Here is a 24816-nt window from a genome sequence, read left to right on the forward strand (position 1 = left end):
TCAAGGGAGGCGACATGGCCGGTTACCGAACCCGGTGGGCGATGGTGGCGACGATGGTGGTCGCCGTGGGCGGCGGGATCGCCGGCTGCACGGACGAGAACACCCCCTCGGGGCGGGTCGGTGACGCCGCGTCCGCCGCGTCGTCGGCCGCCGCGGCCGCGTCGTCCGCCGCCTCGCGCGCCACGGACGTATGGGCGTCGGCGACCGCGAAGGCGGGACAGAAGATCGAGGACATCAAGGGCGGCGTCGACGTCACTAAGGACGTCACGCTCGCCGCCCCGAAGACCGCCGACGGCCGGACCACCGTGGAGGTCACCGCCCGCAACACCACGGACTCCAGCAAGACCTTCGCCGTGCAGGTCAACTTCACCAACCAGAGCGGTGACTTGCGCGACGCCGTCGTGGTCACCGTCTCCGACGTGCCGGCCGGTCAGAGCGGCAAGGCCACCGCCCGCAGCACCCACGAACTGCCCGCCCAGGTGAAGGCGGACGTGGCACGGGCCGTGCGGTACTGAGACGGTCCGGCGTGCGGGTCGAGGACGTCGTGACCCGCACGCGGGACGGCGGCCACCGGGGCTCGGCGACGGCCCGCGCGAGCGGTCGTGGTCGGCTCAGGGCCGCTACCGCGGGCCGGTGACCTCCACGCAGGCGGGCCGCAGCAACTGGTCGCCGACCCGGTAGCCGGGGCGGAGAACCGCCGTGCAGACCGGGCGGGCGGCGGTCGCGGAGACCTCGTGGGCCAGGGCCTCGTGCCGGGCCGGGTCGAAGGGGTCACCCACCGCGCCGAACGCCACCAGGCCCAGCGCGCCGGTCCGTGCGTCCAGGGTCTCGGCGATGTCCCGCAGTCCGGGGGTGGGCGGCTCGTGCGCGCACGCCCGTTCCACCGCGTCCAGCACCGGCAGCAGCTCGCGCAGCACATTGGCCACCGCGACCTCCCGTACGGCCAGCCGGTCCCGGCGGACCCGTTTGCGGTAGTTGTCGTACTCGGCCTTCACCCGCTGGAGGTCGGCGGTCCGCTCCGCCAGCTCCGCCCGTACGGTCTCGCCCGGGGCCCGTGTCCCGGCCATGCGGACCACCTCCTCGCGGAAGCGACATCTCCTACGAGCCCTGGGTAAGTCGCCCGGCCCGGCTTGTCAAGGCCGGGCCGGCCCGGTCAGGGCCCGAGCCACGCCGTCGTGTCCGGGCCGAGCCGCCCGTCCGGCTCCAGGGGCGCGCTGGTCAGCAGCGGCTCCCCGGGCGGCAGCGGCACGGGTGCGCCGGACAGGTTGGCCACACAGCGCCAGCGGTCCGAGCGGGTGAACTCCAGGACTCCGGGCGGGCCGCCTTCGGCCCAGGTCAGCGACTCGCCCTCGACCAGCTTGCGGCGCAGCCGCAGGGCCCGGCGGTACAGCTCCAGGGTGGAGCCCTCCACCCCGTCCTGGGCCTGGACGGCGTACGCCCCGAAACCGGTCGGCTGCGGCAGCCAGGCGCCGCCGGGGCCGAAGCCGAACGAGGGGCCGGTCGTCGTCCAGGGCAGCGGCACGCGGCAGCCGTCGCGGCCCTTGCGGACCCGCCCGGTCTGCTCCCACACCGGGTCCTGGAGGACGGCGGTGGGCAGGTCGGCGACCTCGGGCAGCCCCAGCTCCTCGCCCTGGTAGAGGTACGACGAGCCGGGCAGCGCCAGCATCAGCAGCGTCGCGGCCCGCGCCCTGCGCAGCCCGGCCGCCTCGTCGAGCGCCGGTGCGCGACCGCCGGACAGCAGCCAGGCGTTGTCGTCCGTGCCGGGCGGCAGCATCAGCCGGGACGTGTGGCGTACGACGTCGTGGTTGGACAGCACCCAGGTGGCGGACGCGCCGGCCGCGCGGGCCTCGGCCAGCGATCCGGCGATCACCCGGCGCAGTTCGTCCGTGTCCCAGCCGGTCTGGAGGTACTCGAAGTTGAAGGCCTGGCCGAGTTCGTCCGGCCGGGCGTACAGGGCGCGGCGGGCACCGGGCACCCAGGCCTCGGCGACCGCCGTGCGGGGCGGGGAGTAGGCGTCGAGGATCTTGCGCCAGTCGCGGTAGATCTCGTGCACCTCGTCGCGGTCGTAGAAGGGGTGGGTGCCGGGCGCGAAGGAGGCGAGGGCCGCCTCGTCGCCGAGGCCGGGGGCGCCGAGGTCGCGCAGGGGCTCGGTCAGGTCCTTGGCCAGGGCGTGGGCGACATCGACGCGGAAGCCGTCGACCCCGCGGTCGGACCAGAACCGCAGGGTGGTCCGGAAGTCGGCCCGGACCTCCTCGTTCCCCCAGTGCAGGTCGGGCTGCTGCGGCGCGAACAGATGCAGGTACCACTGCCCGTCGGCCACGCGCTGCCAGGCGCTGCCGCCGAAGACGGACTGCCAGTCGGTGGGCGGGAGTTCGCCGCGGGCGCCGCGACCGTCGCGGAAGACGTAACGGTCGCGGGCGGCGGAGCCGGGACCGGAGCGCAGCGCCTCCTGGAACCAGACGTGCTGGTGGGAGGTGTGGTTGGGGACGATGTCGACGACGACCTTCAGACCGAGCCGGTGCGCCTCTGCGACCATCGCGTCGAAGTCGTCGAGGGTGCCGAGGCGCGGGTCGACGTCGCGGTGGTCGGCGACGTCGTAGCCGCCGTCGGCCAGCTCCGACGGGTAGAAGGGGCTCAGCCACAGGGCGTCCGCACCGAGTGCGGCCAGATGGGTCAGGCGCTGGGTGACGCCCTTGAGGTCGCCGAGCCCGTCGCCGTCCGCGTCGGCGAAGCTGCGCGGGTACACCTGGTAGATGACGGCCTGGCGCCACCAGTCGGGGTTCTTCGGGGAGAGGTCGGGCGCGCTCACTCGGTCTCCTCTGATCGGCTCTGCTTGCGGGCGACAAGGAGAAATCTGTCCCGTTGGCCGGAAAGGTGAACCTCGCCTCGCGCGGCGCCGGGTGGACCTCGGCCCGCACGGCGCCGCGCGGCAGAGGTGGGCCTCGGCCCGCGCGGCGCCGCGCGGGGGCTACCGCGCCGGGCCCTCCACCGCCGACAGCCACAGCTTCACGTACCGCTCCTCGTCGATGTCCAACGCCACGTCGACCGGGAGCGGTCGGCCGCTGTCTCCGTGGATCTCGGACTTGCCGAGGCGGGGACGGCGGTCGACGACGGTCTGGCCCCGGGTGAGGCCCGGCGCCAGGGACACCTCGACGGGCAGCGGCTCGGTGGTCAGTCCGGCCGGGTCGACGACCGCGCAGAGGGCACCCGCGTCGCCCAGTCCGCCCGCCGGGTCCTCGGCCGAGCCGGGGCCGCGATGGGCGAGCAGTTCACCGCCGAGCCGGGTGCCGGGATCGGCACTCGCCCGGAGGCGGCTCACGTCCGAGCCGGGCACGACGACCCGCATGAAGACGTCCAGCCCGTACATCGTGATCGGCACCCCGGCCGTCAGAAGCACCGCCGCCGCCTCCGGATCGTGCCAGACGTTGAACTCGGCGACCGGCGTGGCGTTCCCGGTGGCGACCGCGCCGCCCATGAAGACGATCCGCTCGATGTTGCGGGTCACCTCCGGGTGCGTGCGCAGCAGAAGCGCGATGTTGGTCAGGGGGGCCGTGGGCACGAGGGTGACGGGGCGGGGGGAGGCGAGGATCTCCCGGCGCAGCAGGGTCACCGCGTCCACGTCCACCGGCCGGCGGGTGGGGGCCGGCAGACCCAGGTCGCCCATGCCGTCGTGGCCGTGCACGGGGGCGGAGCGCGCCGTCTCGATCAGCGGGCGTTCGGCGCCCCGGGCCACCGGGACGCCGGGCGCGCCGGCCTGTTCGAGGACGGTGAGGGTGTTGCGGACCACGCCGTCGACGTCCGTGTTCCCGGCGACGCAGGTGACCGCCCGCAGATCGATGCCCGGGTGCCGTACGGCGAACAGCAGGGCGAGGGCGTCGTCGACACCGGTGTCGCAGTCGATGATCACCGGGATGGGCTGACCGCTCACGTGCGCACGCTCCTCTCGCCGGGCCCCTCCGGACCCGGACTACCGCAGTGACCCTACGCGGACTCCCACAGTCCGGTCCCCCGCATTTCGACTCTCGCGGCGATCACCCGAAGCAACTCCCCGTCGGGCACGCCTCCCGGGCGGCGGCCGTCCCGCAGCCGTACGGCCACCTCGTCGCCGTCGGCCTCCCGTGCCCCGATCACCGCCTGGTACGGCACCAGCCGCGCGGCCCGGATCCGGGCACCGAGGCTGCCCTGCTCGGGGCCGTGCAGTTCGGCCCGCAGCCCCAGGGCGAGGGCCCGCTCCACGACCGAGCGGGCTCGCTCCCGCTGGGCCTCGGACACCGGCAGCACCGCCAGTTGCACGGGCGCGAGCCACGGCGGGAACGCTCCGCCGTGCTGCTCGACGAGGTGGGCCACGGCCCGTTCCACGCTCCCGATGATGCTGCGGTGGACCATCACGGGGCGGTGCTTCGCCCCGTCGGGGCCGATGTAGTGCAGATCGAAGCGGGCGGGCTGGTGGAAGTCGATCTGCACGGTCGACAGGGTGGACTCCCGGCCCGCCGGGTCCACGATCTGCACATCGATCTTGGGCCCGTAGAACGCGGCCTCGCCCGGCGCGGACTCGTAGCGCAGACCGGCGGCGTCGAGTGCCTCGCGCAGCAGGGCGGTCGCCCGGCGCCACAGGGACGGGTCGGCCACGTACTTGCCGCCGTCGGCGGGGAGCGAGAGACGGTGGCGGGCAGCGCGGATGCCCAGGTCGTCGTAGGCCCGGCGGATCAGCTCCAGCGCGCCGAGGGCCTCGTCCACCGCCTGGTCCGGAGTGCAGAACACATGCGCGTCGTTGAGGTGGATCTCCCGGACCCGGGTGAGGCCGCCCAGCACACCGGACGGTTCCGAGCGGTACATGCCACCCACCTCGGCCATCCGCAGGGGGAGATCGCGGTAGCTGTGGGAGCGGGCGCGGTAGATCAGGGCGTGGTGGGGACACAGGCTGGGACGCAGGACGACCTCCTCGGCGCCCAGCCTCATCGGCGGGAACATGTCGTCGCTGTAGTGGGACCAGTGGCCGGAGATCTCGTACAGCTCCCGTTTGCCGAGGACGGGCGAGTACACATGCCGGTACCCGGCCGCGCGTTCGACCCCGCGGATGTACTCCTCCAGGGTGTGGCGCACCACGGCCCCGTCCGGCAGCCAGTACGGCAGTCCGGCTCCCATCAGCGGATCGGTGTCGAACAGATCGAGTTCACGGCCGATACGGCGGTGGTCGTGCATGGGGGTTCCTCCCTCGTTCGGGGGCGAGGGACCGGAGGGGACGGCGAAGCCCCGGGGCTCTCGCCCCGGGGCTTCGACTTCGGACCAGTGGTCAGCGCGCCGGGACTCTCTCCGGCGTCGTCGTGGGAGACGGATGGGCGCGCTTCATGCCACAACCGTAAGGCGGGACGAACGGCCTCGCGAAGGCTTTTCGCCCGGCGGCGGGTACGCCGAGGCCAGTACACGGGGTTACTCCCGCCGTCGGATGCCCCGGCGATCCGGGCCCGGCACGGTGTTTCACGTGAAACTGAGCCGCCCCGCACGCCGGGCCTCCCTCGTCGTCCATGTCACCGCCTCCGCGAGCTGGCTCGGGCTCACGCTCGGACTGCTCGCGCTCGGGATCACCGCCACCACGACCGGGTCCGAGGTGACCGTGGAGGCCTCCGTCCGGGCCATGAAGCTGTTCGCCGACCGGCTCCTGCTCCCCGTCGCGTTCCTGACCCTGCTGAGCGGACTGCTGCTCTCGCTGGGCACCGCGTGGGGACTGGCCCGCCACCGATGGGTCTTCACCAAGTTCTGGCTGACCCTGGCCACGACCACCGCCACGGTCTTCGCGCTGCGCCCCGGGGTGGACTCGGCGGTCGACGCCGTGGCCGCGGGCGGGGCGCTGCCCGATGCCGGCGACGTCCTGTTCGGACCGGTCGTCTCGCTGTCCGCCTACGTCTTCATGACGGTGATCTCGATCCTCAAGCCGTGGGGCCCGACCCGGCGCGGCCGACGGCCGCACGCCCCGGCCCGCCGACCCGCGAACACCGCAGACGCACGCCAGAAGGTCTGAAGCGGCCCGCCGCCCGCGGTGGGTGGGACGCCGGGCGACCGCGCGGGGCGGGGCGAAGTGTGCGGGTGGGAGCAGGAACGGGAGCGGGTCCGGGAGCGGGTGCTCGTCACCGGGCCGCCGCTCACCCCTATGCCTCTCACCCGTACGGCCCGGCGCGCTGGTGCCGCGCCCGGGCCGGTGGTGCGGTGGGCGTACCACCGTCGGAGTTCCCTGGAGGCACCCCCCGATGACCCGACTCCCGGCCGCCCGCACCCTCCTGGCCGGCGCGCTCACCACGAGTGCGCTGCTGACGGTGGGCGCCTGCTCCGGCATGCAGTCCTGGACGGCACCGCGGGCCGCCCCCGCCTCGCGCGGTGCCACCGCCCCGGTCACCGCACCCCCGTCGGCCACCGCGTCGCCCGCCCTCACCGAGGCCCAGGCCCGGTCGGCGCTGATCACGGAGGTCGACCTGGGTGAGCCCTGGGCGCCGATGCAGGGGACGGCGACCTGGCGGGACGGCCTCCTCAAGGCCAAGACCCCGGACGACCGGCCGGACTGCCAGCGTCTCCTGGAAGGCCTCTACACCGACGAACTGCTCGGCGCCCCGGCCCGCGCGGTGGTCGGCCTGGACGGCGGGTACGCGCAGACCCAGCTGCGCTACCAGGTCACCGCGCAGCGGCCCGCGGACGTGGACCGGACGCTGGCGTGGCTGAAGACGCTGCCGGAGAAGTGCGGGACGTTCACGGCGGTCACGGCCGGTGGCGCCACACAGGAGGTCGAGGTCTTCGAGGCCGAGCTGCCCGAGGTCGGGGACGCGCGGCAGGGCCTGCGGGTCGTGCTCACCGGCGAGCAGGCCGACGAACCCAGCGTCCTCACCGTGGACGTCGCCGCGGTCCGGGTGGGCGTGGACGCCTTGACCCTCACCAACGGCGGGCTCGGCGAGGTGTACAACGAGATCACCACCGGGGTGACCGAGCTGGGCGCGCAACGGCTCGCGGAGGTCAGAAAGCAGGCCAGGGCCGAGGTGTGAGCCCCCGGAAGGAACGGCTCAGTCCCGCTCGAAGCGTTCCCGGTGTGCCACCACCTCGTGTGCCACGTCCAGCACGGTCAGGCCGCGCGCGAACGCGTGCCCGCGCAGCCGGGCCAGCGCCTCGTCGGAGGCGACGCCCAGCTGGGCCATGATCATGCCGATGGCCTGGTGCACCTCGTCGTGCTCGGTGGCCAGTTCGCTCAGCCAGAACCCGTCGACGGTCCGGCTGCCGGTCGGGTCATCGGTCGGCAGCGCCGACAGGGCGACCGTCATGACCCCCGCCATCAGGGTCGCGGTGTGCAGTTCACGGGTGCTGAGCACACCGGGGGTGTCGCGGTACAGGTCGAGGGTGCCCACGCATCCGCCGCTGTCCCCGAGGGGCAGCGCGTAGACGGCCCGTACGCCGGCCGCGGTGGCCTGCTGGGCGAAGACCGGCCAGCGGTGCGCGTCCCGGCCGGACAGGTCGGCGGCGATCACGGGCGCGCCGGTGCGGGCGGCGTGCAGACAGGGTCCGTCGCCGAGGGTGGCCTGGATCTCCATCAGCAGGGCGGCCCGCTCGTCGCCGGCGCCGAGCGGCACGGGCATGCCTCCGCTGCACAACGACACACTCGCGCCGCTCACCGGCAGCAGCCGGACCGCGACATGGCACAGCCTCTTCGGGATCTCCCCGGGACCGGCGCCCCGGACCCCTTCGGCGATCGCGTCGGCGGCCCACGCCCGGTCCGGTTCGTCCCAGGGCCGCACGGTCACTCCCTCCTCCGGCGAGTTGACGGCGCGACACCGCCACCCGCACGGAAACGAGGGCCGACTACCCCTGAGGGCTGACCCGAAACCGCCGCTACCCGGGGCGCCCCGGCTCGTGCGGCGCCGTCGCTCCCTGACCGGGCCGGACCTGGCCGACCGTCGGTACGGGTTCCGGTTCGGTCGCGCGCGCCGGGCCCGCGTTGGCCGCGGTGATCAGCGCGGCGACCGCGACGACGGCGGCGGCGGCCGCCCTGGCGTAACGGGCCGAAGGGCGTCCGTGGGGGGCGGAGCCGGGTCCGGGCACGGCAACCTCGCAACGACAGCGACGGATTAAGCGGCCTTAATCTCCTTCCTAACCTAGGGGGTCGGGGCCCCGGATCGGAAGAGGGACAAGGAGAGTTGAACGGCCTCTGATGTAAGTCCACTTACTGGCATGATTAAGCACATGGCTAAGCGGGACGACCCCGAGACCATCGGACGCAGAGTGCAACAGCTGCGGCACGAGCGCGGCTTGACCCAGCGGCAGTTGGCGGAACCCGCCTACACACCCGCGTACATCTCCACGTTGGAGGCCGGCCGGGTCCGCCCGTCCGACACCGCGCTGCGGCATCTCGCCGAGCGGCTCGGTGTCGCCTTCGACGAACTGGCCACGGGGCGCCCCGCCCATGTCGCCACCGATCTGCGGCTGCGGCTGACCGAGGCGCAGCGCACGCTCGCCACGGGCGCGGCGCAGGAGGCGGCCGACCTGTACGCCGCGCTGCTCGCGGAGGCGGAGACGTACGGACTGGTGGAGGAGCGGGCCACCGCGCTGCTGGGGCTCGGCGAGTGCGGTCTGGACACCGGTGACCTGACCGCCGCCCGCCGCCACTTCGAACGCGCCGAACAGGCGCTGAGCGAGGCCGACGCCCCGCTGCCGGCCCGGGTCCCCGCCCTGCGCGGCAGGGCCGTCTCCCACTACCTGGCCGGGGAGCTGCGGTACGCGGTCTACCTCCTCGAATCCACCCTCGACGAACTCAACCGCGGCGGGCTGCACGACCCGGACGCCCTGCTGCTGCTCTACGCCAGCGCGATAGGCCCGTACATGGACATGGGCGCCCACGCGCGGGCCGCCCAGGCCGCGGAGGTGGCGCTCGCCCTGGCGCCACAGGCGGGCGACCCGGCGCTGGTGGCACGGATGCACCGCCAGGTCGCCCGCACCCTGGTCGCCGAGGGCCGGCTCGCCGAGGCCGACGCCTCGCTGGCCAAGGCCGCCGAGATGTACCGCCAGCTCCAGATCCGCACGGAACTCGCCAACTGCCACTGGATGCGCGGCTACGTCTACGCCCAGAACGGCCAGCTGGAGCGCGCCGAGGAGGAACTGCGCGCCGCCCAGACCATGCTGTCCGCCAAGCGCGCCGCCCTCTACAGCAGCCAGGTCGCCGTCGAGCTCGCGGACGTGCTGCACCGGCGCGGCAAGTCCGACGAGGCCGGCACCCTGCTGCGCGACGTGCTGGGGGACCTGTCCTCCGAGCGCGGCGCCGTGCACGCGGCCGCCGCGCACCGTCTGCTCGGCCGGATCGCGGAGGACGCCCGGAACACGGACGCGGCCGAGGAGCACTACGTACGGGCGCTCAGCCTGCTGGAACGCGCGGGTGCCGCCGGTGACCTGGCCGATCTGTGCCGGCTCCTGGGCGACCTGCTGCGCCGCACCGGCCGGGTGGAGGCGGCCCTGGACGCCTACCGCACCGGCCTGGGTCACCGTACGGCCCCCGGCACCACCACGCTGGGCCCCGCACCCGCCCAACCGCCCCTGTAGGAGGGGGCGCTCAGTCCGGCAGGGCCCTGCGCAGCGCCTCGTCGAGGTCCGCCGCCAGCGCGGCGTCGCCCGGCGGGCGGTCGGAGAACAGCGCGCCCAGGCGCGCGGTGAAGGTCTGGGTGAACGCGCCGTACAGCGCGGTGCGCGGACGCTGCACGGCCCGGCGCAGCGCCGGGAGCAGGATGCGGGCGGCGTGGGCGGGGCGGCCCGCGGCGTCGCGCGGTATGCGGTCGGCGCTCTCCCCGGACGGCGAGGGCGAGCCGGGGGCCGCGGTGCAGCGCACCGAGTCGTCGGTGTAGGCCGACACCCGCGTCGCCGCGAACCCCGCGTCCAGCAGGCAGCGTTCGCTGTCCTCGCCGGTGAGGAACTTGATCAGCTCGACCGCCTTCGCCGACCGCTGGGAGCCCTCGGCCACCGCGAGGTTCTGGCCGCCGAGCACCGCCCGGCCGGGCAGCGGGGCCACCCCTAGCTGCTCGTCGGTCAGCGACTGGTGCAGGGCGCCGTAGGCGTACGGCCAGTGCCGCAGGAACGTGGTGCGGCCCTCGGCGAAGTCCGCCATCGACGCGGCCTCGTCGGAGTGGACGGCGTCCTGGAGGAGGTACGGCGCCTGGGTGCGCCGGCGCAGCTCGGCGACGCCCTCCGTCAACTGGGCGACGGTGGCCCGGTAGCGGCCGTCGCCGTCGGTGAGGGCGAGGTCCGGCACGGCGGACGCGAACGCCTCGACGGCGTTGACGGTGCGCCCCTCGTACGGGGCGAGCTGCGTGGTCCAGCCCTTCTCGTAGCCCTCGGGCCGGTGCTCGTCCAGGGTGTTGACCAGTTCCTCCAGCTCCCGCCAGTCGAGGCCGCCGCTCAGGTCGGTGCGCTGCACGCCGCCGTCCCGGAGGTGGTCGCGCCGGTAGTAGAGCAGACCGACGTCGCTGTTGAAGGGCGCCGCGTACACGCGCCCGTCCCATCGGGCCGTACCGGCGACGGACTCGATCACGTCGGAGTCCAGCACGTCGTCGGGCAGCGCGCGGACCAGACCGGCCGCGGCGAACTCCGGCACCCAGGTCACGTCGAGGTTCACCACGTCGTAGGACGCGCTGCCGGACTGGAGGGCGCCGAGGAGCTGGCTGCGCTGTTCGTCGGCGCTGCCGGGGAGTTCCACGAGCCGGGCGCGGTAACCGGTGTTCGCCTTCTCCTGCTGCCGGTTCCAGACGTCGATCAGCTGCTGGCGGATGCCGTTCCTGCCGGTGACGTCCCGGCCGCTGGCGACCACGATGTCGCCCTGCACGTCGGCCGAGGGCGCGGCGCCCGGACCGCCGCCGCCGGTGCACCCGGCGAGCAGCAGCAGGACCAGCAGCGCGGCCAGCCGGCGGGCCATCAGCCCTCCCCCGTTCCGGTGCGGGCCACCTCGGCGGCCAGGCCGGCGCCGAGTTCGTCGTCGGCGTCCAGACAGCGGCCACCGGCCGCCGCGGAGATCCGCGCCCCCGGCTTTCCGGCCGCGCAGCCGCCGCTCACCAGGGACACCGTGGCGACCGGCACGTTCGCGGAGCGCGCCCGGTCCAGCACGTCGTCGAGGCGCGCGCCGGTCAGCCGGCCGGCGTCCTCGTCGTCGGTGAGGTGGACGATCAGCTGGGGCCGGTCGTCGTCGGCGCCCCGGCCGGCCATCTCGTCGAGCGCGGCGAGCAGGGCGGCGTACGGATCGGCCTCGGCGTCCCGGACCCGGGCCCGCCCGCCGAGCGCCTCCCGCGCGCTGCCGCGGCTGTGCGGGCCGAACGGCAGCAGCGTCTCGTACGAGCGTCCCGGGGCGGTGCCCGCGACCGCCCACACGCCGTACTCGTCGCGCTCGCCGAGCCCGCCGAGGGACTGCGCGAGCAGTCCGGGCCCGCCGCTGGGACCGTCCCATCGCGTGGCCATCGAACCGGAACTGTCGAGCAGGAACAGCACCCGGCCGGGCCCGCGGGCGTCGCGGTACTTCCTCAGCGCCGTCTCCATCGCGTCCCGCCCGGCGGACTCGACGAGCGGGGCCGGCGCCCGCAGCACCCCCTCGGGAATCCTCCCGTCCGTCTCCAGCAGGGCACGGTTGCCGTCCGGGGCGCGGAACCCGGCCTCGGCGAACACGGCCTCTCCGCCGTCCCCGGTGAGCCAGTCGCGGAAGTCGCCGGCGGCGTCGTCCCGGGCGGACCGGTCGAGGTCGGCGCCCTGCCAGCGCACCCGGACGAACACGGGCTCCAGGCCCGGTACGTCGCCCGGGTACTGGGCGAGCCGCGGGGTGCGCGTCGTCCGGTCGCAGCCGACGCCGCTGCGCATCAGGAACTCCGGCACGATGGCCGCGGTGCGCCGGTCGGCGGCGGCGTCGTCGGGCAGCGCGCACATCAGGTCGGCGGCCGTGGGGGAGGGCGGGCCACCGGGGTCGATCTCCCGCTCGATCCGGCTCGGGTCGGAGCCGGGCGGGCCGAAAAGCGCCGTGGTGGCGAGCAGCGCCCCGTCCGCGAACTCCGGGTCCGGGCGGCGCACCTCGGCGTCCCGGTGCCGCTCGTGCAGGGCGCGGATCATCTCGGAGAGCGGGCGTCCGGCCCGTTCGTCCAGCGAGAGGACGCCCATGCCCCGCGGCACCGCCAGCACCATCGGGGAGTACGCGATCAGCCGGTCGTCCGGCTCCAGGCGGGCGAGGGCGTCCGTGTCCTGGTGGGTGGTGACCCGGGCGACGTCCGCGAGTGTGGCGGGGATCCAGACGTCCGGCTGCGGACCGATGTCGCGCTGCGGGTTGAGGTCCTCGCGGGGCTCGTGCCAGGCGCCGGACTCGCGGCGCAGCGCGGTGACCGCGTCGGCGGAGCCCGCGCTGTAGACGGTGATGCCGCTGCGCCGGCAGCCGTCGTCGCCGGTGTTCCGATCCGACGTCAGATACGCCTCGGCCGCCGCGCCGACCGTCGCCTCCAGGTCGGGATCGGTCAGGACGCGCAGTTCGAGCGCCGGCGCGCACGGAGCGGACCCGCCCACCAGGCCCAGCAGACCGTGGATGCCGAGGCCCAGGGCGGCCGCGATGAGGAGGACGGCCGCCACCGTGCCGGCGCGGCGCCCGGCCCGTACCGGGCGAGGGAGGCGAACCCGGCGGCGGGCGGGGCCGGGCCGCGGGCCGGCAGGCCGTCCGCCGGTCGGCTCGCGCGCCGACGGGGTGGGGCGTTCCTGCCCCGGCGGGTCCGGGGTGCCGGGTCCGCCGGCCGCCGGGGCGGGGCCGCGGGCCGACAGCAGCACGTCCTCGTCGGGTTCGGTCCGGCTCTGCGGGGTCCAGGGCTCGCCGCGCAGGGTCTCCAGGCGGCCCTCGGCCATCCGGGCGCGCAGCCCGTCCGACAGCTCGCAAAAGCCCAGCTCGCCCGGCACGTCCAGCAGGTCCAGCAGCTGTCCGGTGAACGGCGTCGGTGTCCGTGCGTCGCCCGCGTCGATGCGGTGGTTGGCCTGCACGCTCATCAGCAGCAGTACGCGCCGCTTGTCCCGGAAGGTCTCCCATATCCAGCCGGCGTTGCCCGCGAAGCAGCAGTCGAGGACCACCACGATCCGCTCGGCCGGACTGCTGGCCAGCCAGGTCAGCACGGTGGTGAACATCTCCGCGCCGGGGAAGACGGCGTGCCCGCCCGCGATCACGCTCGCGTTGCGCATCTGGAGGAACAGCTCGTCACCCGCGCTGGGAATCGCGCCGTGCCCGGCGAAGTACAGCAGGAGCAGGCCCTCGGCCTCCTCGGCCGCGGTGCGCAGCGCGCGGTCGAAGTCGTCCAGGGACGGCGACCGGGCGACCGTCACCTCGTCCTCGGCGAACACCCGGCCCGCGGCCAGTACGTCCGAGAGCCGGTCCAGGTTGTGCCCGACGGCCGGCAGCGGGCCCGGCACCCCGTGCGGCGGCTCGGTGAAGTCGTACGCGGAGACACCCACCAGCAGCGCCCGGTTCTTCCGCCCCCGCGGGTCGAAACGGGTCACCGGCCTACCCGTCGAGGTCGACGGGATCGACGCTGCCCTCGGGCGGATCGCCGTCCTCCACCTCGCGGCGATTGACCCGCCAGGCCTCGACCGCCTTCGTCACCTGCACCACCAGATGGTTCAGGGCGACCGACGCGGACCCTCCGATCATCGCCACGATGATCTCCATGCCGACGCCCATCGGGGCACCGGACCCGTCCGTGCGGCGCCGTTCGTGGATGCGGAGCTCACCCGCCCGCACCATCTCGTCCAGCCGCTGCTCGCGTTCGAGCCATCTGCGCAGCGCGCCGACGTCCTTCTCCGTCGCGGTCTCGTCCAGGCGGACCCGGACGACTCGGTTGGCCACTCCATCCCCCTCAGCCATAACTCACCATCATGGCACCGGTGTTGTGGACTGGGGAGGGGCCGGACGAGGCTTCCGCGCGCCTCGCGGGACGAAGGCTCAGAACTGCGTCTGGGGCTCCAGCGCCCGCAGCTGCCGCTCGACGTGGTCCAGGGCGCCGGCCCGCCGGCCCGGCACCCGGCCGCGCAACCGCGCGAGTTCCGCGCCGAGTTCACGGGCCCGCGCCGCGTCGCGGATCTCGCCCCACTGGTGGTGGGCGCGGTCCACGGCCGCCTCCACGCCGGGCGCGTCCTCGGCCTGCCCGGCGGCCAGCCGCGCGGCGGCCACCGCGAGCCAGGTACGGCAGCTGCGGGCCGCGTCGCCCGCCAGCATCGCCAGGTCCGCCCGCACCTCCGCCCAGTGCAGCGCCTCCTCGGAGCCCGCGCCGTGCGCCCGTACGGCCGCCTGCTCCCAGCGTGCGGCCAGGCCGTCGGCGTCGCCGTGCCGGCCGGCCCGGACCGCCGCGGAGACGGCGGCGTGCGGATCGCTCACGGCCGGCGCCCGCGCGGCGAGCACGAGCCCGGGGTCCTCCTCGGTGAGGCGGCCCAGTGCCTGCTGGTGCAGTTGCTCCAGCGGCGGCCGATGGCCGCTGCGCAGGATCGTCGCGACGGCCTTCAGATAGGAGGGTCCGGCCGTCGAACGCCGGCCGGGCGGTGGTGCGATACGGCCGAAGACGGCGCTCTCGCGGCCGCAGTCCAGCGGCGCGGAGCGCAGCAGCGGCCAGCTCTCGGCGTCCGCGTGCAGGTCGAGGAAGAGGGTGGTCGCCCCGGGTGGCCGCAGCCGCAGTTCCTCGCGGAACCAGTGCCAGGGGAACGCCGTGTACCGCACGGTGGCGGGTGTCGTCCGCGCGAGCGCGAGATGCGGCAGCCGCTGGCGCCGGTCCAGCTGGATCTGGCCGGCCACGTACACGGTCAGCGGTCCGGGCGCCGCCGCGGCCGCCCGCAACCGGGTGAGGACGGCCTGCGGCTCCAGCGGATCGGCGAGTTCGACGACGTTCGCGGTCGGTGTGCCCGCCAGTACGGCGGGCGCCACGGCGGCGAGCACCGGAAGCACGGCCGCCGCGTCCACCAGCCGCCCCTTGCCCACGGGCGCGCCGGCCACCAGCAACACGGTCCCCGGCATGATCCCTCCCAGTCGATCACCTGGACAGCACGGTATGCCACGCCGTGCGTCCAGGGGCGGCCGAACGGCCCGGCAGGCGCGGTGCCACCCAGACCCTGCACACCGCCCACAGCCTGCGCACGACGCGTGGCCCACGCACCGTCCGAGGCCCGCGCACCGCCCGGGAGTCCGCGCACCGCCCGGGAGTCAGCGCGCCCCCACGGCCCGGTCACCACTCAAAGCCCACGCACCGCCCGGGACCCCGCGCGGCGCCCACAGCCTGTGGACCGCCCGAAGCCCGAGCCACCCGCAACCGCGCACCGCGGCACCGCGCACAACCCCACGCCACCCACGACCCCACACCGCCCACAGCCTGTGGACCACCACCCGGCGCCCCCGCCGCCCGCGCATCACACGGACCCCCCACCCGCCCCGCCGCTCCCCGCCCCGCCGCTCCCCGCGCCCCGCGCCCCGCGCCCCGATCACAGTCTGCGTACCGCGAACACCGTCGTGTCGTCGGCGAGGTGGCCGCCGCAGTGGCGCAGCACGCCCTCCCGGACGAGCGCCACCAGCTTGCGCGGCCGTGCGGCCCGCTCGTCCGCGGCCAGCACCCGGGTCACCTCCGCCGCCAGCGGATAGAAGCAGCCCGTGCCGTCCCGGGCCTCCGTCACACCGTCCGTGGTCAGCAGCAGCGTCTCCCCCTGGGCCAGCGGAAATCGCCGCAGCGTCGGCAGCGGCGGCCCACCCGGTGTCGCCGCGCTCGCGAGCTCCGCGAGCCCCAACGGCAGCCCGTCGCCCAGCGGCAGCCTCCGTACCCCGCACGGCCCGGCGACCAACGGCGGCTCGTGCCCGAAGTTCACGACGTCCACCACGTCGCGGGCGTCGTCCGGGAACCCCAGCAGTACGGCCGTGGCGAACCGCGGTTCCGGCGTCCGCCCCAGATCGGCCATGTGCCGGCGGTGGCGCCCCATCCGCACCTCCAGGCGCTCGGCGACCGTCGACAGTTCCCCCTCGTGGTACCCGGCCTCCCGGAACGCGCACAGCAGCACCGCGGCCGTCTCCACCGCCCCCAGCCCCTTGCCCTGCACGTCACCGACCAGGACCCGGGTGCCGTGCAGTCCCGGCTGGATGTCGTAGAAGTCGCCCCCGATGCGCGCGTCGCTCTCCGCGGGGAGGTACACCGCCGCGTGTTCGAGCCCGCCCCACCCCGTGGGCAGCGGACGCAGCACGGTCCGGCCGGTGGTCTCGGCGATGTCCCGCATCCGCAGATGGTGCGCCTGCGCGCGCAGCCGCACCAGACACGCCAGCACGGCGAGCACACCGCCGATCGCGACCAGGACGAAGTCGGGCATCCCGGCCCGGTACGCGTCGGGGAAGTAGCTGTCCGCGACGAGGTACGTCACCAGGGCCAGCACCCCGTACAGCACCGTGCCCCAGACCCCGCAGATCGCGGCGGCGATACCGGGCACCAGCACGATCCACGAGATGATCCGGAAGTCTGCGCCGGTGTAGGCGTCGAGCACCACGATCCCGGCGAGCAGCAGCAGCGGAGCGACCCAGGCGACGCTGCGGCCTCGCACCCGCAGCGGCCACCGCTCGCCGAACGCGTCCGCGCGCCCGGCGCGGGCATACCGGTCGAGGAGCCGCCGTCTGCCGTCGCCGGCACCGCTCACGGGCTCCATGCGCCCCAGCGAAACACGGCCCAGGTCGCCCCGCATCTCTTCCCCCCGCCCCGGCCGACTTGCCACCGGCCGGGCCGGGGTGTGCCCTGGAAGCCGGGGGCAAGGCAGAGCAGGGACGAGAGGAGTGCTGTCATGGCTCACGCGGCACCAGCGCCCGGCCGGACGGCCGTCGCCACCCGTACGCCCGACATCCTCAGCGAGCGCGCCCACGCGATCGGCAGATGGGCGGTGCCCGTCGGGCTCGGGCTCGTCTACGGCTACTGGGCCGCGGCGAACGAGCGCAGCGGCGGACCCATCACCGGCTGGAACCTGCTCCTCGGATTCGTCTCAGCGGCCGTGTTCGCCGCCGTGTTCTTCGGCCTGCTCCAAGTGGCCCCGCACATGCGGCGCGAGGTGCACGCGGTGGTGTGGTCGTCCTTCGCCGGGATCGCGTTCGGCTTCATGTACAGCCTGACCGGCGCGAGCATCCTGCGGTCGGTGGTGATGTCGCTCGCGGTCGCCGCGACCTTCTTCGTCATCCTGTTCTACCGCTACTACACGCACGAGGACGCCGAGGGCCACCGGATCTCCTGACGGACGGCTGGCGGGCCCGGCGCGCGGCCCGGGACAACGCGTGGACCCCGGCTCTCCCGCCGGGGTCCACGCCTTCCCTCATCCCTCCACCCACCGGACGACGGGTAACCGGCCCCGGTCGCCCGGTGAGGATCCGGACGTGCTCCGCTCCGCACGGCATCGGGGCCGGGGAGCCGGAGCCCGTGGGGCCGCGCGGCGAGGTCCGGTCGACGACGGGCCGAACGCCCGCGGCCACGACTCCAGGAAACACCCGATCGGGTCAACCCTCCACCGGAGGGCGCCGACCCGGGGACCGCCACCGGGCCCGGGTCCGCGACCACCCCTTCGGCTCGACGCATGCACCCGCTTGCCGTCACCCCGCTCGCCCCGCCACCGCCCAGGCCGTTGGCTGAACGGGTGGCGTCCCGCTCCTCCCGCTCCGTCCGCCTCCGCAACTCCCTGTCGGCGGCGCTGATCGCGCTGTCCTGTGTGCTGCTGCCGTTCGCGGCGCTGTCGGTGTGGGCGGCGTACGGGCTGGCGGACACCGGCCGCTACGTCCGCACGATGGCGCCGCTGGCCGCCGATCCGGCGGTGCGGGACGCGGTCGCGGACACCGTCGGGGACGAGGTGCTGCGCGAGGCCGGGCTGAGCCGGCGGCAGGGCGCCATGGGGCCGTTCGTGCAGGACGCGGTGCGCTCGTTCACCGAGACCGAGGCCTTCCGGGTCGGCTGGGACGCGGCGAACCGGGTCACGCACGCCGCCGTGCTGCGCGCGCTGCGCGAGGACCGGGGCGGCGCGGTCACCGTGGACCTGGCGCCGGTGACGACCCGGGTGAAGCGCCAACTGACGATCGACAACATGCCGTTGGCCCGACACATCCCGGTCCGGCACACCGAGGTCGCCGTTCTGCCGGCCCGGGACCTGGACCGGCTCCGAAAGGGGTACCACGTGCTGGAAGTGGCCGCAGTCTGGCTGCCGGTCGCGTCGCTGGTGTTCGCCGTCGCCGGTATCGCCCTGGCGACCTGCCGGCGGCGCGCGGTCACCGCGACCGCGCTCGGCACGGCGCTCGGGGGCGCGCTGCTGGGCCTGGCCGTCGCGATCGGTCGCCGTCTCACCCTGACCGACCTGCCCGCCGGGGTCTCACGGCCGGCCGCGGGCGCGGTCTACGACGCGCTCACCGCGACCCTGCGCACCGCGTCGTGGGTGCTGCTCGCGCTGGGCCTGACGGTGGCGGGCGCGGCCTGGCTCACCGGCCGCTACGGCCCTGGCGGGCGACGTCGGCGAGGGTCTTCAGAGCACGATCCAACTCGGCCTCAGGGACCGACGCGAGTCCGAGCCTGACGGCGTCCGGGGTGCGGCTCGCGTCGACGGCGAACGCGGGACCGGGTGTGACGGCGACGCCGTGCGCCGCGGCGGCCGCGGTGAAGGTGTCGGCCCGCCACGGCCGGGGCAGCTCCCACCAGGCGTGATAGGCGTGCGGGTCGGTGCGTACGGTGAAGTCGCGCAGGTGCCGGCGGACGAGCCGCTGGCGCCGTCCGGCGTCCGCGCGCTTCGCGGTGACCAGTCGCTCGACGGTCCCGTCCTCGATCCACCGCACCGCCGCCTCCAGCGCGAACCGGCTCGCGCCCCATCCGCCGCCGCGGACGGCGTCGGCCACCGCCTCGACGCGGTGCGGCGGCACGGCGAGGAAGCCCACGGTCAGTCCGGGGGCGACCCGCTTGGAGAGGCCGTCGACGACATGGCTGAGGTGGGGCGCGTGGACGGCCAGCGAGGTCCCGGGGCGCAGAAACGCCCAGATGCGGTCCTCGACGACCGGTATCCCCAGGTCGGCGGCGGTGTCGGCGAGAAGGCGCCCGCGGTCCTCGCTCATGGTGAGCGACGTCGGGTTGTGCAGGGTGGGCTGGACGTACAGGGCGGACAGGGGAGCGGCGCGGTGGGCGGCGGCCAGGGCGTCCGGGCGCAGCCCGTCCTCGTCGGTGGCGAGCGGCACGAGCGTGAGGGCGAGCCGCGCGGCGATCTCCTTGACGAGCGGATAGGTCAGCTCCTCGACACCGACCCGGCCGCCGGGCCGGACCAGGGAGGCGAGCGCGGCGCAGATCGCCTGGCGGGCGTTGCCCGTGAACAGCAGCCGCGCGGGGTCGGGGCAGTCCAGGAGGGCGGCGGCCGCGGCGCGGGCGGGGGCGGTGCCGGTGGCGGCTGCCGGACGCAGTGCCTCGGCCAGGACGTCGGGGCGCAGCAGCGGGGCGAGGACGGGCGCGAGGAGCGCGGCCTGGCCGGGAACGGACGGGTAGTTGAGTTCCAGGTTGACGGGCGGCCCGGTGACGGGCTCGGCGAGGGCCCGGCCGCCGCTGACCGGCGGGGCGGCCCGGACGAAGGTGCCGCGTCCGACCTCGCCCACCACCAGTCCCCGGCGGACGAGTTCGCCGTACACCCGTCCCGCGGTGGACGGGGCGATGCCGCGCCGTCGCGCGAACGCCCGCTGCGGGGGCAGCCGTTGTCCGGGGCGCAGCCGTCCGGCCGCGATGTCGTCGGCGATGCGGTCGGCCAGGGCCAGATAGTCGGTGTCCACGCGCGCCTCCTGTCCGCTGCCCCGGATTGCACCGAGGGCAAAGATCTTATTGCACCGAGGAGTTGGGGCGGCCTAGGGTCGAGCGCATGGCACCCTTCCTTGCATACGAGGACAAAGGCCCCCATTCCTCACGGCTACCGCTCGTCCTCGTCCACGGCCACCCCTTCGACCGCACCATGTGGGCCCCGCAGATCGAGGCGTTCGCCCCGGACCGCCGGGTCGTCGCCCCCGATCTGCGCGGCTACGGCGCCTCACCGGTGACGCCCGGCGTCACGCTCCTGTCGCGGTTCGCCCGGGACATCGCCGAACTGCTGGACGAGCTGGCGGTGCCCTCCTGCGTCCTGGCCGGCCTGTCGATGGGCGGCCAGATCGCCATGGAGTGCTACCGCCAGTGGGGCCCGGATCGGATCCGGGGCCTGGTGCTGGCGGACACCTTCGCGGCGGCCGAGACCCCGGACGGCAGACGCGCCCGCAACACCATGGCGGACCGCCTCCTGCGCGAGGGCATGCGCGGCTACGCCGACGAGGTCCTGGGAAAGATGGTCGGCCCCTCCGCTTCCGCCGAGGTCGCGGCGCATGTGCACCGCATGATGACCGCCACCTCGCCCGAAGGGGCGGCGGCGGCCCTGCGCGGTCGCGCCGAGCGCCCCGACTACCGCGATCTGCTGACCCGGGTCGCGGTCCCGGCGCTGGTGGTCGTCGGCGCCGACGACGAGTACACCCCGGTCTCCGACGCCCGCGCGCTGCACGCCGCCCTCCCCGACGCCACCCTCCAGGTGATCGACTCCGCGGCCCACCTGCCCAACCTGGAGCGCCCGGACCGGTTCAACGCCGCTCTCGCCGCGTTCCTGACCCGCGTCGACGCGTAGCGGCCGCGCCCCCCACGGCACGAGGTCGGCGGCACCCGCCCGCCGCCACTCGCTTCACCAGCGGAAATGACCGGCCGTGACCATAATGGGCCATGCCCCGCGAGTTCCCCGTCGGCCTCACGCCCCCCGACTGGCTGGTCCGGAACCTCCAACCCCAGAAGGCGCCCGTCAACCAGCCCGCCATGGTCCGCGCCGCCGTCGCGATGACCCTGCCGCTGGCCGTCGGGCTCGTGGCCGGACGCCCCGAGTACGGCGCGCTCGCCTCCATGGGCGCGCTGTCCGGCGTCATCGGCGACACCGCGGACGCCTACCGCATGCGGATCCTCAACATCGCCGTACCGCAGTTCTTCGGCGCCGTCGGCATCACGCTCGGCTGCCTGGTGTACGGCCACGGCTGGATCGCCGTCGCCACCGTCACCGGCGTCGCCCTCGTCTCCGGGATGATCTCGACGATCGGCGCGGTGGCCTCCGTCTCCGGGCTGCTCCTGCTGCTCAACACGGTGATCGGGGCGGGGCTGCCGATCCCCGGCGCGTGGTGGCTGGCACCGCTGCTGATGACCGGCGGCGGACTGCTCGTCCTCTTCCTCGCCCTGTTGTCCTGGCCGCTGCGCTCCCGGGTCCCGGAACGGACGGCGGTCGCGGACGCCTACCGGGCCGTCGCGGACCTCCTCGCCGTCTGCGGCAGCGACTCGGAGGTGGCCTACGACGACGCCCGGCACGCCGCCACCCAGGCCCTCAACCAGTCCTACGACCTCGTCCTGACCCACCGCGCCCGCAGCCACGGCCGCAGCCCCGACCTGACCCGGCTGATCGCCCGGCTGAACGCCGTCACCCCGCTCGTCGAGGCCGCCCCCACCGTCCGCCTGAACGGCCGGCCGCTGCCGCCGGAGGTGCCCGGGGCGGTGCGGCGCCTGGCCGACGCCGTGGAGGCGGACTCCACGACACCGGTGGACCTGCGCCTGCCGCTGCCGACCACCGAGACCGGCCGCGCCGTCGACCACGCGCTGCGCTACGCCGCCGAGGTCGTGACGGCCCCGGACATCGACCCGCGCGGCGTCGCCGACCACCTCGGCCGCCCCGCCGCCTTCCGCATCCGCGCCGCCCGCGCCGCCCGCGGCGTCCTGCTGTCCGCCGGCTCCTGGCGCTACGGCCTGCGCCTCGCCCTGTGCATCGGACTCGCGCAGGTCCTGGTCTCGATCGCCCCGGTCCCGCGCTCCTACTGGGTCGCCCTGACCATCACCTTCGTCCTCAAGCCGGACTTCGGGTCCGTGTTCTCCCGGGCCCTGCTGCGCGCGCTCGGCACGGTCGCCGGACTGGTCGTCGCGGCGGCGGTGCTCGCCGAGGTGCCGCGGGGCTGGGCGGACATCCCGGTCCTGCTCGTACTGGCCCCGCTGATCCCGGCCCTCACCCCGCGCGGCTACGGCTACCAGACGGCCGCCATCACACCGGTGATCCTGCTCCTGTCCGACGTCCTCAACCGGGCGGGCACGGCCCTGCTCCTGCCCCGTCTGCTGGACTCCCTCATGGGGTGCGCCATCGCTATCGTGGCCGGCTACCTGCTCTGGCCGGAGAGCTGGCACGTCCGGGTGGGCGACCGGCTGGCCGACGCGGTCGCCGACACCGCCCGCTACGTGGAGGCCGCGTTCGGGGACACCACCGACCCCGTGGCCCACGCCCGGATGCGCCGCCGCCTCTACCGCGACCTGTCCGGCATCCGTACGGAGTTCCAGCGGGCCCTGACCGAGCCGCCGCCCACCGGCCGCCGGGCCGCGGCCTGGTGGCCGCTGGTCGTCGCGGTGGAACGCATCGTGGACGCGACGACGGCGGCCCGGGTCCGTGTCGGGCACGGAGCCGCGCCGCCGTCGGAGGCGGAGATCGATCAGGTCGCCCTGCAACTGCGGGAGCTGTCCGAGGGCGTCCGCGAGGCCGAGGTGCTGGTACCGGTGCGCAGCGACCTCACGGGCCCTTCCGGCAGTGTGCTGGAACCCCTCCGCCAGGAGGTGGCCGCGGCCCGGGCCATCGCGTCACCGCGCTGACCGTGCCGCGGCCGGGACCGCCGCGTCGGCTCAGACGCCGATGTCGCTGCCGTCCTTGCGCCACACGGCCACCACGGCGGGCCGCACGATCCGGCCCGGACCGTCGGGCCACGTGCTCGCCGGCTTCTCCACGGTCGCGCCGCTGATCTCGCCCGGGTGCTGCACGGCCACCAGCACACGCCGGTCCTGGACCAGCGGACCGCAGGTCTCCGCGCCGATCGGCACGGTCAGGAACTGCTTCAGCTCACCCCGCCGGTCACCGCGGGTGGCCACACCGAAGAGTCCGTCGTGCGAACCCAGCTGGGCGCCGTCGGTGGAGATCCACAGGTTGCCGTGGTTGTCGAAGGCCACGTTGTCCGGGCAGGAGATCGGGCTGACGTCGTCCTTCGGGAACCCGGCGAAGTAGGTGGCCGGGTCCTCGGGGTCGCCGGCGACCAGGAACAGCGTCCAGGCGAACCGGGTGCTCTCGGCGCGGTTCCAGCGCTCGGTCAGCTCCAGGATGTGCCCGTGCTTGTTGGCGTTGCGCGGGTTGGCCTCGTCCGCCTTGGCGTTCGCACCGACACCGCGGTTCGTGTTGTTGGTGAGGGCGACGTACACCTTGCCGGTGTGCGGGTTGGGCTCGATGTCCTCGGGACGGTCCATCTTCGTCGCGCCCACCTTGTCGCCGGCGAGCCGCGTGAAGACGAACACCTCGTCGGCCGTCATGCCCTCGACGTGGCTGACGGCGCCGCGCGAGGTGGCGGTGGCCAGCGGGATCCACTCGCCGGAGCCGTCGAACTCGCCGTCCTTCGGCAGCTTGCCGGTGCCGTCGATCTCGATGGCCGGGGAGTCACCGGTCAGCTTGGCGACGTACAGCGTGCCCTCGTCGAGCAGCGACAGGTTGTGCTCCCGCACCGCCCGGCTCGAACCCTTCTTCATCCGCTTGCTGCCGACGAACTTGTAGAAGTAGTCGAAGCGCTCGTCGTCACCGGAGTAGACGACCGGGCGGCCGTCGTCCGTCAGGCGCACGGTCGCGCCCTCGTGCTTGAAGCGGCCCAGCGCGGTGTGCTTGCGCGGCGTGGAGTCCGGGTCGTACGGGTCGAGCTCGACGACGTAGCCGTGGCGGTGCACCTCGTTGGGCTCCTGCGCGACGTCGAAGCGCTTGTCGAAACGCTCCCACTTGCGCTCGGTGGCGCCGGTGCCGATGCCGTAGCGCTTGTCGGTGTCACGGCTCGCGTTGGCGAAGTACTGGTTGAAGTTCTCCTCGCCGTGCAGCGTGGTGCCCCACGGGGTGGTGCCGCCGGCGCAGTTGTTGAGCGTGCCGAGCACCTTCCTGCCGGTCGGGTCCGCGGAGGTCTTCAGCAGGTCGGAACCCGCGGCGGGACCGGTGAGCCGGAACTCGGTGGTGGCGGTGACACGGCGGTTCAGGGGGTGCCGCGACACGGGCGTGAGCCGGCCGGTGCGGTGCTCCCCCTCGACGACGACGGCGGACAGGCCGTGCGCCGCCCAGGCGATCTCGACCTGCTCGCGGGTCGGGTTGGCGGCGTCGTAGCCGCGGAACATGAGCACCTCGTCGGTGTACTCGTGGTTGGCGACGAGGATCTGGCGGTTGTGCTCGCCCGGCAGCGGGAGCAGCGCGATGAAGTCGTTGTTGTACCCGAACTGGCCGGCCTGCGCCTTGGCCGTCTGCTTCTCCGGGTCGAAGGCCGGCGCACCGCGCAGGATGGGCTCGCCCCAGCGGATGACGACATCCTGGGCGTAGCCCTCGGGAATGGTCACGACGTCGTTCGTGTTCGGGGCGACCGGCTCGAAGCGCAGACCGCGGGCACCCTTCGAGCCCGGCTTGTGCCGGCCGGCGGCGGGCGCGGCCTCGGCCTGCGGGGCGGCGGCGACGGAGAGCGCCGTGCCGGCCGCGGCGGTCGCGGTGACCACGGCCGCGGCCCGCATCACGGAGCGGCGGCTGAGGGCGCCGGCGATGACGTCGCCGACGTACGGGTTGGCGGTGGTGTTCGGCACCTCGTGGAAGCAGGCGTCACCACAGCGGAAACGGCAGGTCATGGCGGACCGGCCGCCAGGGTGTGAGTCATTGGTTCTGATGATCGGCAGCAGATTGCGCACCTTGATC

The 24816-nt window shown here is 74.7% G+C and carries 21 protein-coding genes; 8 read left to right on the forward strand and 13 right to left on the reverse strand.

From position 1 onward, the window contains the following. Window positions 1–14: 14 nt before the first annotated feature. Window positions 15–515, forward strand: a complete 501-nt coding sequence (locus DN051_RS19220; protein ID WP_213084367.1) for an FxLYD domain-containing protein — start codon at window positions 15–17, stop codon at window positions 513–515. Window positions 516–620: 105 nt separating this feature from the next. On the opposite strand, the gene grpE is transcribed toward DN051_RS19220, so the two are convergent. The 4 genes from grpE to thrS form a co-directional block, all read right to left on the reverse strand. Further along, window positions 621–1067 (reverse strand): nucleotide exchange factor GrpE, encoded by a 447-nt coding sequence (gene grpE / locus DN051_RS19225; protein WP_112439154.1) that lies wholly within the window; start codon window positions 1065–1067, stop codon window positions 621–623. Window positions 1068–1153: 86 nt separating this feature from the next. Further along, entirely contained in the window at window positions 1154–2809 is a 1656-nt protein-coding gene (locus DN051_RS19230) for a glycoside hydrolase family 13 protein (RefSeq protein ID WP_246041075.1), read from the reverse strand. A 159-nt stretch (window positions 2810–2968) separates the two neighbouring features. Next, window positions 2969–3928: a nucleoside hydrolase gene (locus DN051_RS19235; RefSeq protein WP_112439156.1), complete on the reverse strand. Its 960-nt coding sequence runs from the start codon at window positions 3926–3928 to the stop codon at window positions 2969–2971. A 53-nt stretch (window positions 3929–3981) separates the two neighbouring features. Then, complete coding sequence (gene thrS, locus DN051_RS19240; protein WP_053756652.1) at window positions 3982–5202, reverse strand: threonine--tRNA ligase; 1221 nt, start codon at window positions 5200–5202, stop codon at window positions 3982–3984. 280 nt (window positions 5203–5482) lie between these two features. On the opposite strand from thrS, the gene DN051_RS19245 reads away from it, so the two are divergent. Beyond that, window positions 5483–6019 carry a DUF2269 domain-containing protein gene (locus tag DN051_RS19245; RefSeq protein WP_107093793.1) on the forward strand — a complete coding sequence of 179 codons (537 nt, stop codon included), beginning with the start codon at window positions 5483–5485 and terminating at the stop codon, window positions 6017–6019. 226 nt (window positions 6020–6245) lie between these two features. Beyond that, window positions 6246–7028, forward strand: coding sequence for a hypothetical protein (locus DN051_RS19250; protein WP_112439157.1), 783 nt, complete (start codon window positions 6246–6248; stop codon window positions 7026–7028). 18 nt (window positions 7029–7046) lie between these two features. On the opposite strand, the gene DN051_RS19255 is transcribed toward DN051_RS19250, so the two are convergent. Together DN051_RS19255 and DN051_RS19260 are read right to left on the reverse strand one after the other, a co-directional pair. Further along, window positions 7047–7778: a GAF and ANTAR domain-containing protein gene (locus DN051_RS19255; protein WP_053756655.1), complete on the reverse strand. Its 732-nt coding sequence runs from the start codon at window positions 7776–7778 to the stop codon at window positions 7047–7049. Window positions 7779–7866: 88 nt separating this feature from the next. Then, window positions 7867–8076 (reverse strand): hypothetical protein, encoded by a 210-nt coding sequence (locus tag DN051_RS19260; RefSeq protein ID WP_112439158.1) that lies wholly within the window; start codon window positions 8074–8076, stop codon window positions 7867–7869. A gap of 141 nt (window positions 8077–8217) precedes the next feature. Between DN051_RS19260 and DN051_RS19265 the strand changes: the two genes are divergently transcribed. Further along, window positions 8218–9567 (forward strand): helix-turn-helix domain-containing protein, encoded by a 1350-nt coding sequence (locus tag DN051_RS19265; RefSeq protein WP_053756657.1) that lies wholly within the window; start codon window positions 8218–8220, stop codon window positions 9565–9567. Between the two features lie 10 nt (window positions 9568–9577). Here the strand turns inward: DN051_RS19265 and DN051_RS19270 are convergent, their stop codons facing one another. The 5 genes from DN051_RS19270 to DN051_RS19290 form a co-directional block, all read right to left on the reverse strand. Continuing rightward, on the reverse strand, window positions 9578–10930 hold the full coding sequence (locus DN051_RS19270) for an extracellular solute-binding protein (protein ID WP_053756658.1): 1353 nt from the start codon (window positions 10928–10930) through the stop codon (window positions 9578–9580). After that, entirely contained in the window at window positions 10930–13521 is a 2592-nt protein-coding gene (locus DN051_RS19275) for a vWA domain-containing protein (protein WP_112439159.1), read from the reverse strand. Before DN051_RS19275 ends, DN051_RS19270 begins: the two co-directional genes overlap by 1 nt. Before the next feature lie 4 nt (window positions 13522–13525). Then, window positions 13526–13867 (reverse strand): hypothetical protein, encoded by a 342-nt coding sequence (locus DN051_RS19280; RefSeq protein WP_234388621.1) that lies wholly within the window; start codon window positions 13865–13867, stop codon window positions 13526–13528. 96 nt (window positions 13868–13963) lie between these two features. Further along, complete coding sequence (locus DN051_RS19285) at window positions 13964–15025, reverse strand: hypothetical protein (protein ID WP_053756661.1); 1062 nt, start codon at window positions 15023–15025, stop codon at window positions 13964–13966. Between the two features lie 461 nt (window positions 15026–15486). Continuing rightward, window positions 15487–16686 carry a PP2C family protein-serine/threonine phosphatase gene (locus DN051_RS19290; RefSeq protein ID WP_053760707.1) on the reverse strand — a complete coding sequence of 400 codons (1200 nt, stop codon included), beginning with the start codon at window positions 16684–16686 and terminating at the stop codon, window positions 15487–15489. 132 nt (window positions 16687–16818) lie between these two features. On the opposite strand from DN051_RS19290, the gene DN051_RS19295 reads away from it, so the two are divergent. After that, window positions 16819–17259, forward strand: a complete 441-nt coding sequence (locus DN051_RS19295) for a hypothetical protein (RefSeq protein WP_053760702.1) — start codon at window positions 16819–16821, stop codon at window positions 17257–17259. 336 nt (window positions 17260–17595) lie between these two features. Beyond that, window positions 17596–18579 carry a hypothetical protein gene (locus DN051_RS19300; RefSeq protein ID WP_234388888.1) on the forward strand — a complete coding sequence of 328 codons (984 nt, stop codon included), beginning with the start codon at window positions 17596–17598 and terminating at the stop codon, window positions 18577–18579. On the opposite strand, the gene DN051_RS19305 is transcribed toward DN051_RS19300, so the two are convergent. Next, window positions 18485–19807 (reverse strand): aminotransferase-like domain-containing protein, encoded by a 1323-nt coding sequence (locus tag DN051_RS19305; protein ID WP_112439160.1) that lies wholly within the window; start codon window positions 19805–19807, stop codon window positions 18485–18487. The two genes, DN051_RS19300 and DN051_RS19305, sit on opposite strands and share 95 nt — an antisense overlap. A gap of 86 nt (window positions 19808–19893) precedes the next feature. On the opposite strand from DN051_RS19305, the gene DN051_RS19310 reads away from it, so the two are divergent. Together DN051_RS19310 and DN051_RS19315 are read left to right on the forward strand one after the other, a co-directional pair. After that, window positions 19894–20676, forward strand: a complete 783-nt coding sequence (locus tag DN051_RS19310; protein WP_053760699.1) for an alpha/beta fold hydrolase — start codon at window positions 19894–19896, stop codon at window positions 20674–20676. A gap of 92 nt (window positions 20677–20768) precedes the next feature. Beyond that, on the forward strand, window positions 20769–22712 hold the full coding sequence (locus tag DN051_RS19315) for an FUSC family protein (RefSeq protein WP_053760698.1): 1944 nt from the start codon (window positions 20769–20771) through the stop codon (window positions 22710–22712). 30 nt (window positions 22713–22742) lie between these two features. On the opposite strand, the gene DN051_RS19320 is transcribed toward DN051_RS19315, so the two are convergent. Beyond that, on the reverse strand, window positions 22743–24809 hold the full coding sequence (locus tag DN051_RS19320) for a PhoX family protein (protein ID WP_112439161.1): 2067 nt from the start codon (window positions 24807–24809) through the stop codon (window positions 22743–22745). Window positions 24810–24816: the final 7 nt, after the last annotated feature.

Origin of the sequence: Streptomyces cadmiisoli, assembly GCF_003261055.1 — a bacterium.
Taxonomy (GTDB): Bacteria; Actinomycetota; Actinomycetes; order Streptomycetales; family Streptomycetaceae; genus Streptomyces; species Streptomyces cadmiisoli.

Coding starts and splice junctions, on each gene's coding strand:
- DN051_RS19265 (WP_053756657.1), top strand. CDS start 8,218: ATGGCTAAGCGGGACGACCCCGAGACCATCGGACGCAGAGTGCAACAG.
- DN051_RS19220 (WP_213084367.1), top strand. CDS start 15: ATGGCCGGTTACCGAACCCGGTGGGCGATGGTGGCGACGATGGTGGTC.
- DN051_RS19295 (WP_053760702.1), top strand. CDS start 16,819: ATGGCTCACGCGGCACCAGCGCCCGGCCGGACGGCCGTCGCCACCCGT.
- DN051_RS19310 (WP_053760699.1), top strand. CDS start 19,894: ATGGCACCCTTCCTTGCATACGAGGACAAAGGCCCCCATTCCTCACGG.
- DN051_RS19285 (WP_053756661.1), bottom strand. CDS start 15,025: ATGCCGGGGACCGTGTTGCTGGTGGCCGGCGCGCCCGTGGGCAAGGGG.
- DN051_RS19250 (WP_112439157.1), top strand. CDS start 6,246: ATGACCCGACTCCCGGCCGCCCGCACCCTCCTGGCCGGCGCGCTCACC.
- DN051_RS19270 (WP_053756658.1), bottom strand. CDS start 10,930: ATGGCCCGCCGGCTGGCCGCGCTGCTGGTCCTGCTGCTGCTCGCCGGG.
- DN051_RS19300 (WP_234388888.1), top strand. CDS start 17,596: ATGCACCCGCTTGCCGTCACCCCGCTCGCCCCGCCACCGCCCAGGCCG.
- DN051_RS19290 (WP_053760707.1), bottom strand. CDS start 16,686: ATGGAGCCCGTGAGCGGTGCCGGCGACGGCAGACGGCGGCTCCTCGAC.
- thrS (WP_053756652.1), bottom strand. CDS start 5,202: ATGCACGACCACCGCCGTATCGGCCGTGAACTCGATCTGTTCGACACC.
- DN051_RS19315 (WP_053760698.1), top strand. CDS start 20,769: ATGCCCCGCGAGTTCCCCGTCGGCCTCACGCCCCCCGACTGGCTGGTC.
- grpE (WP_112439154.1), bottom strand. CDS start 1,067: ATGGCCGGGACACGGGCCCCGGGCGAGACCGTACGGGCGGAGCTGGCG.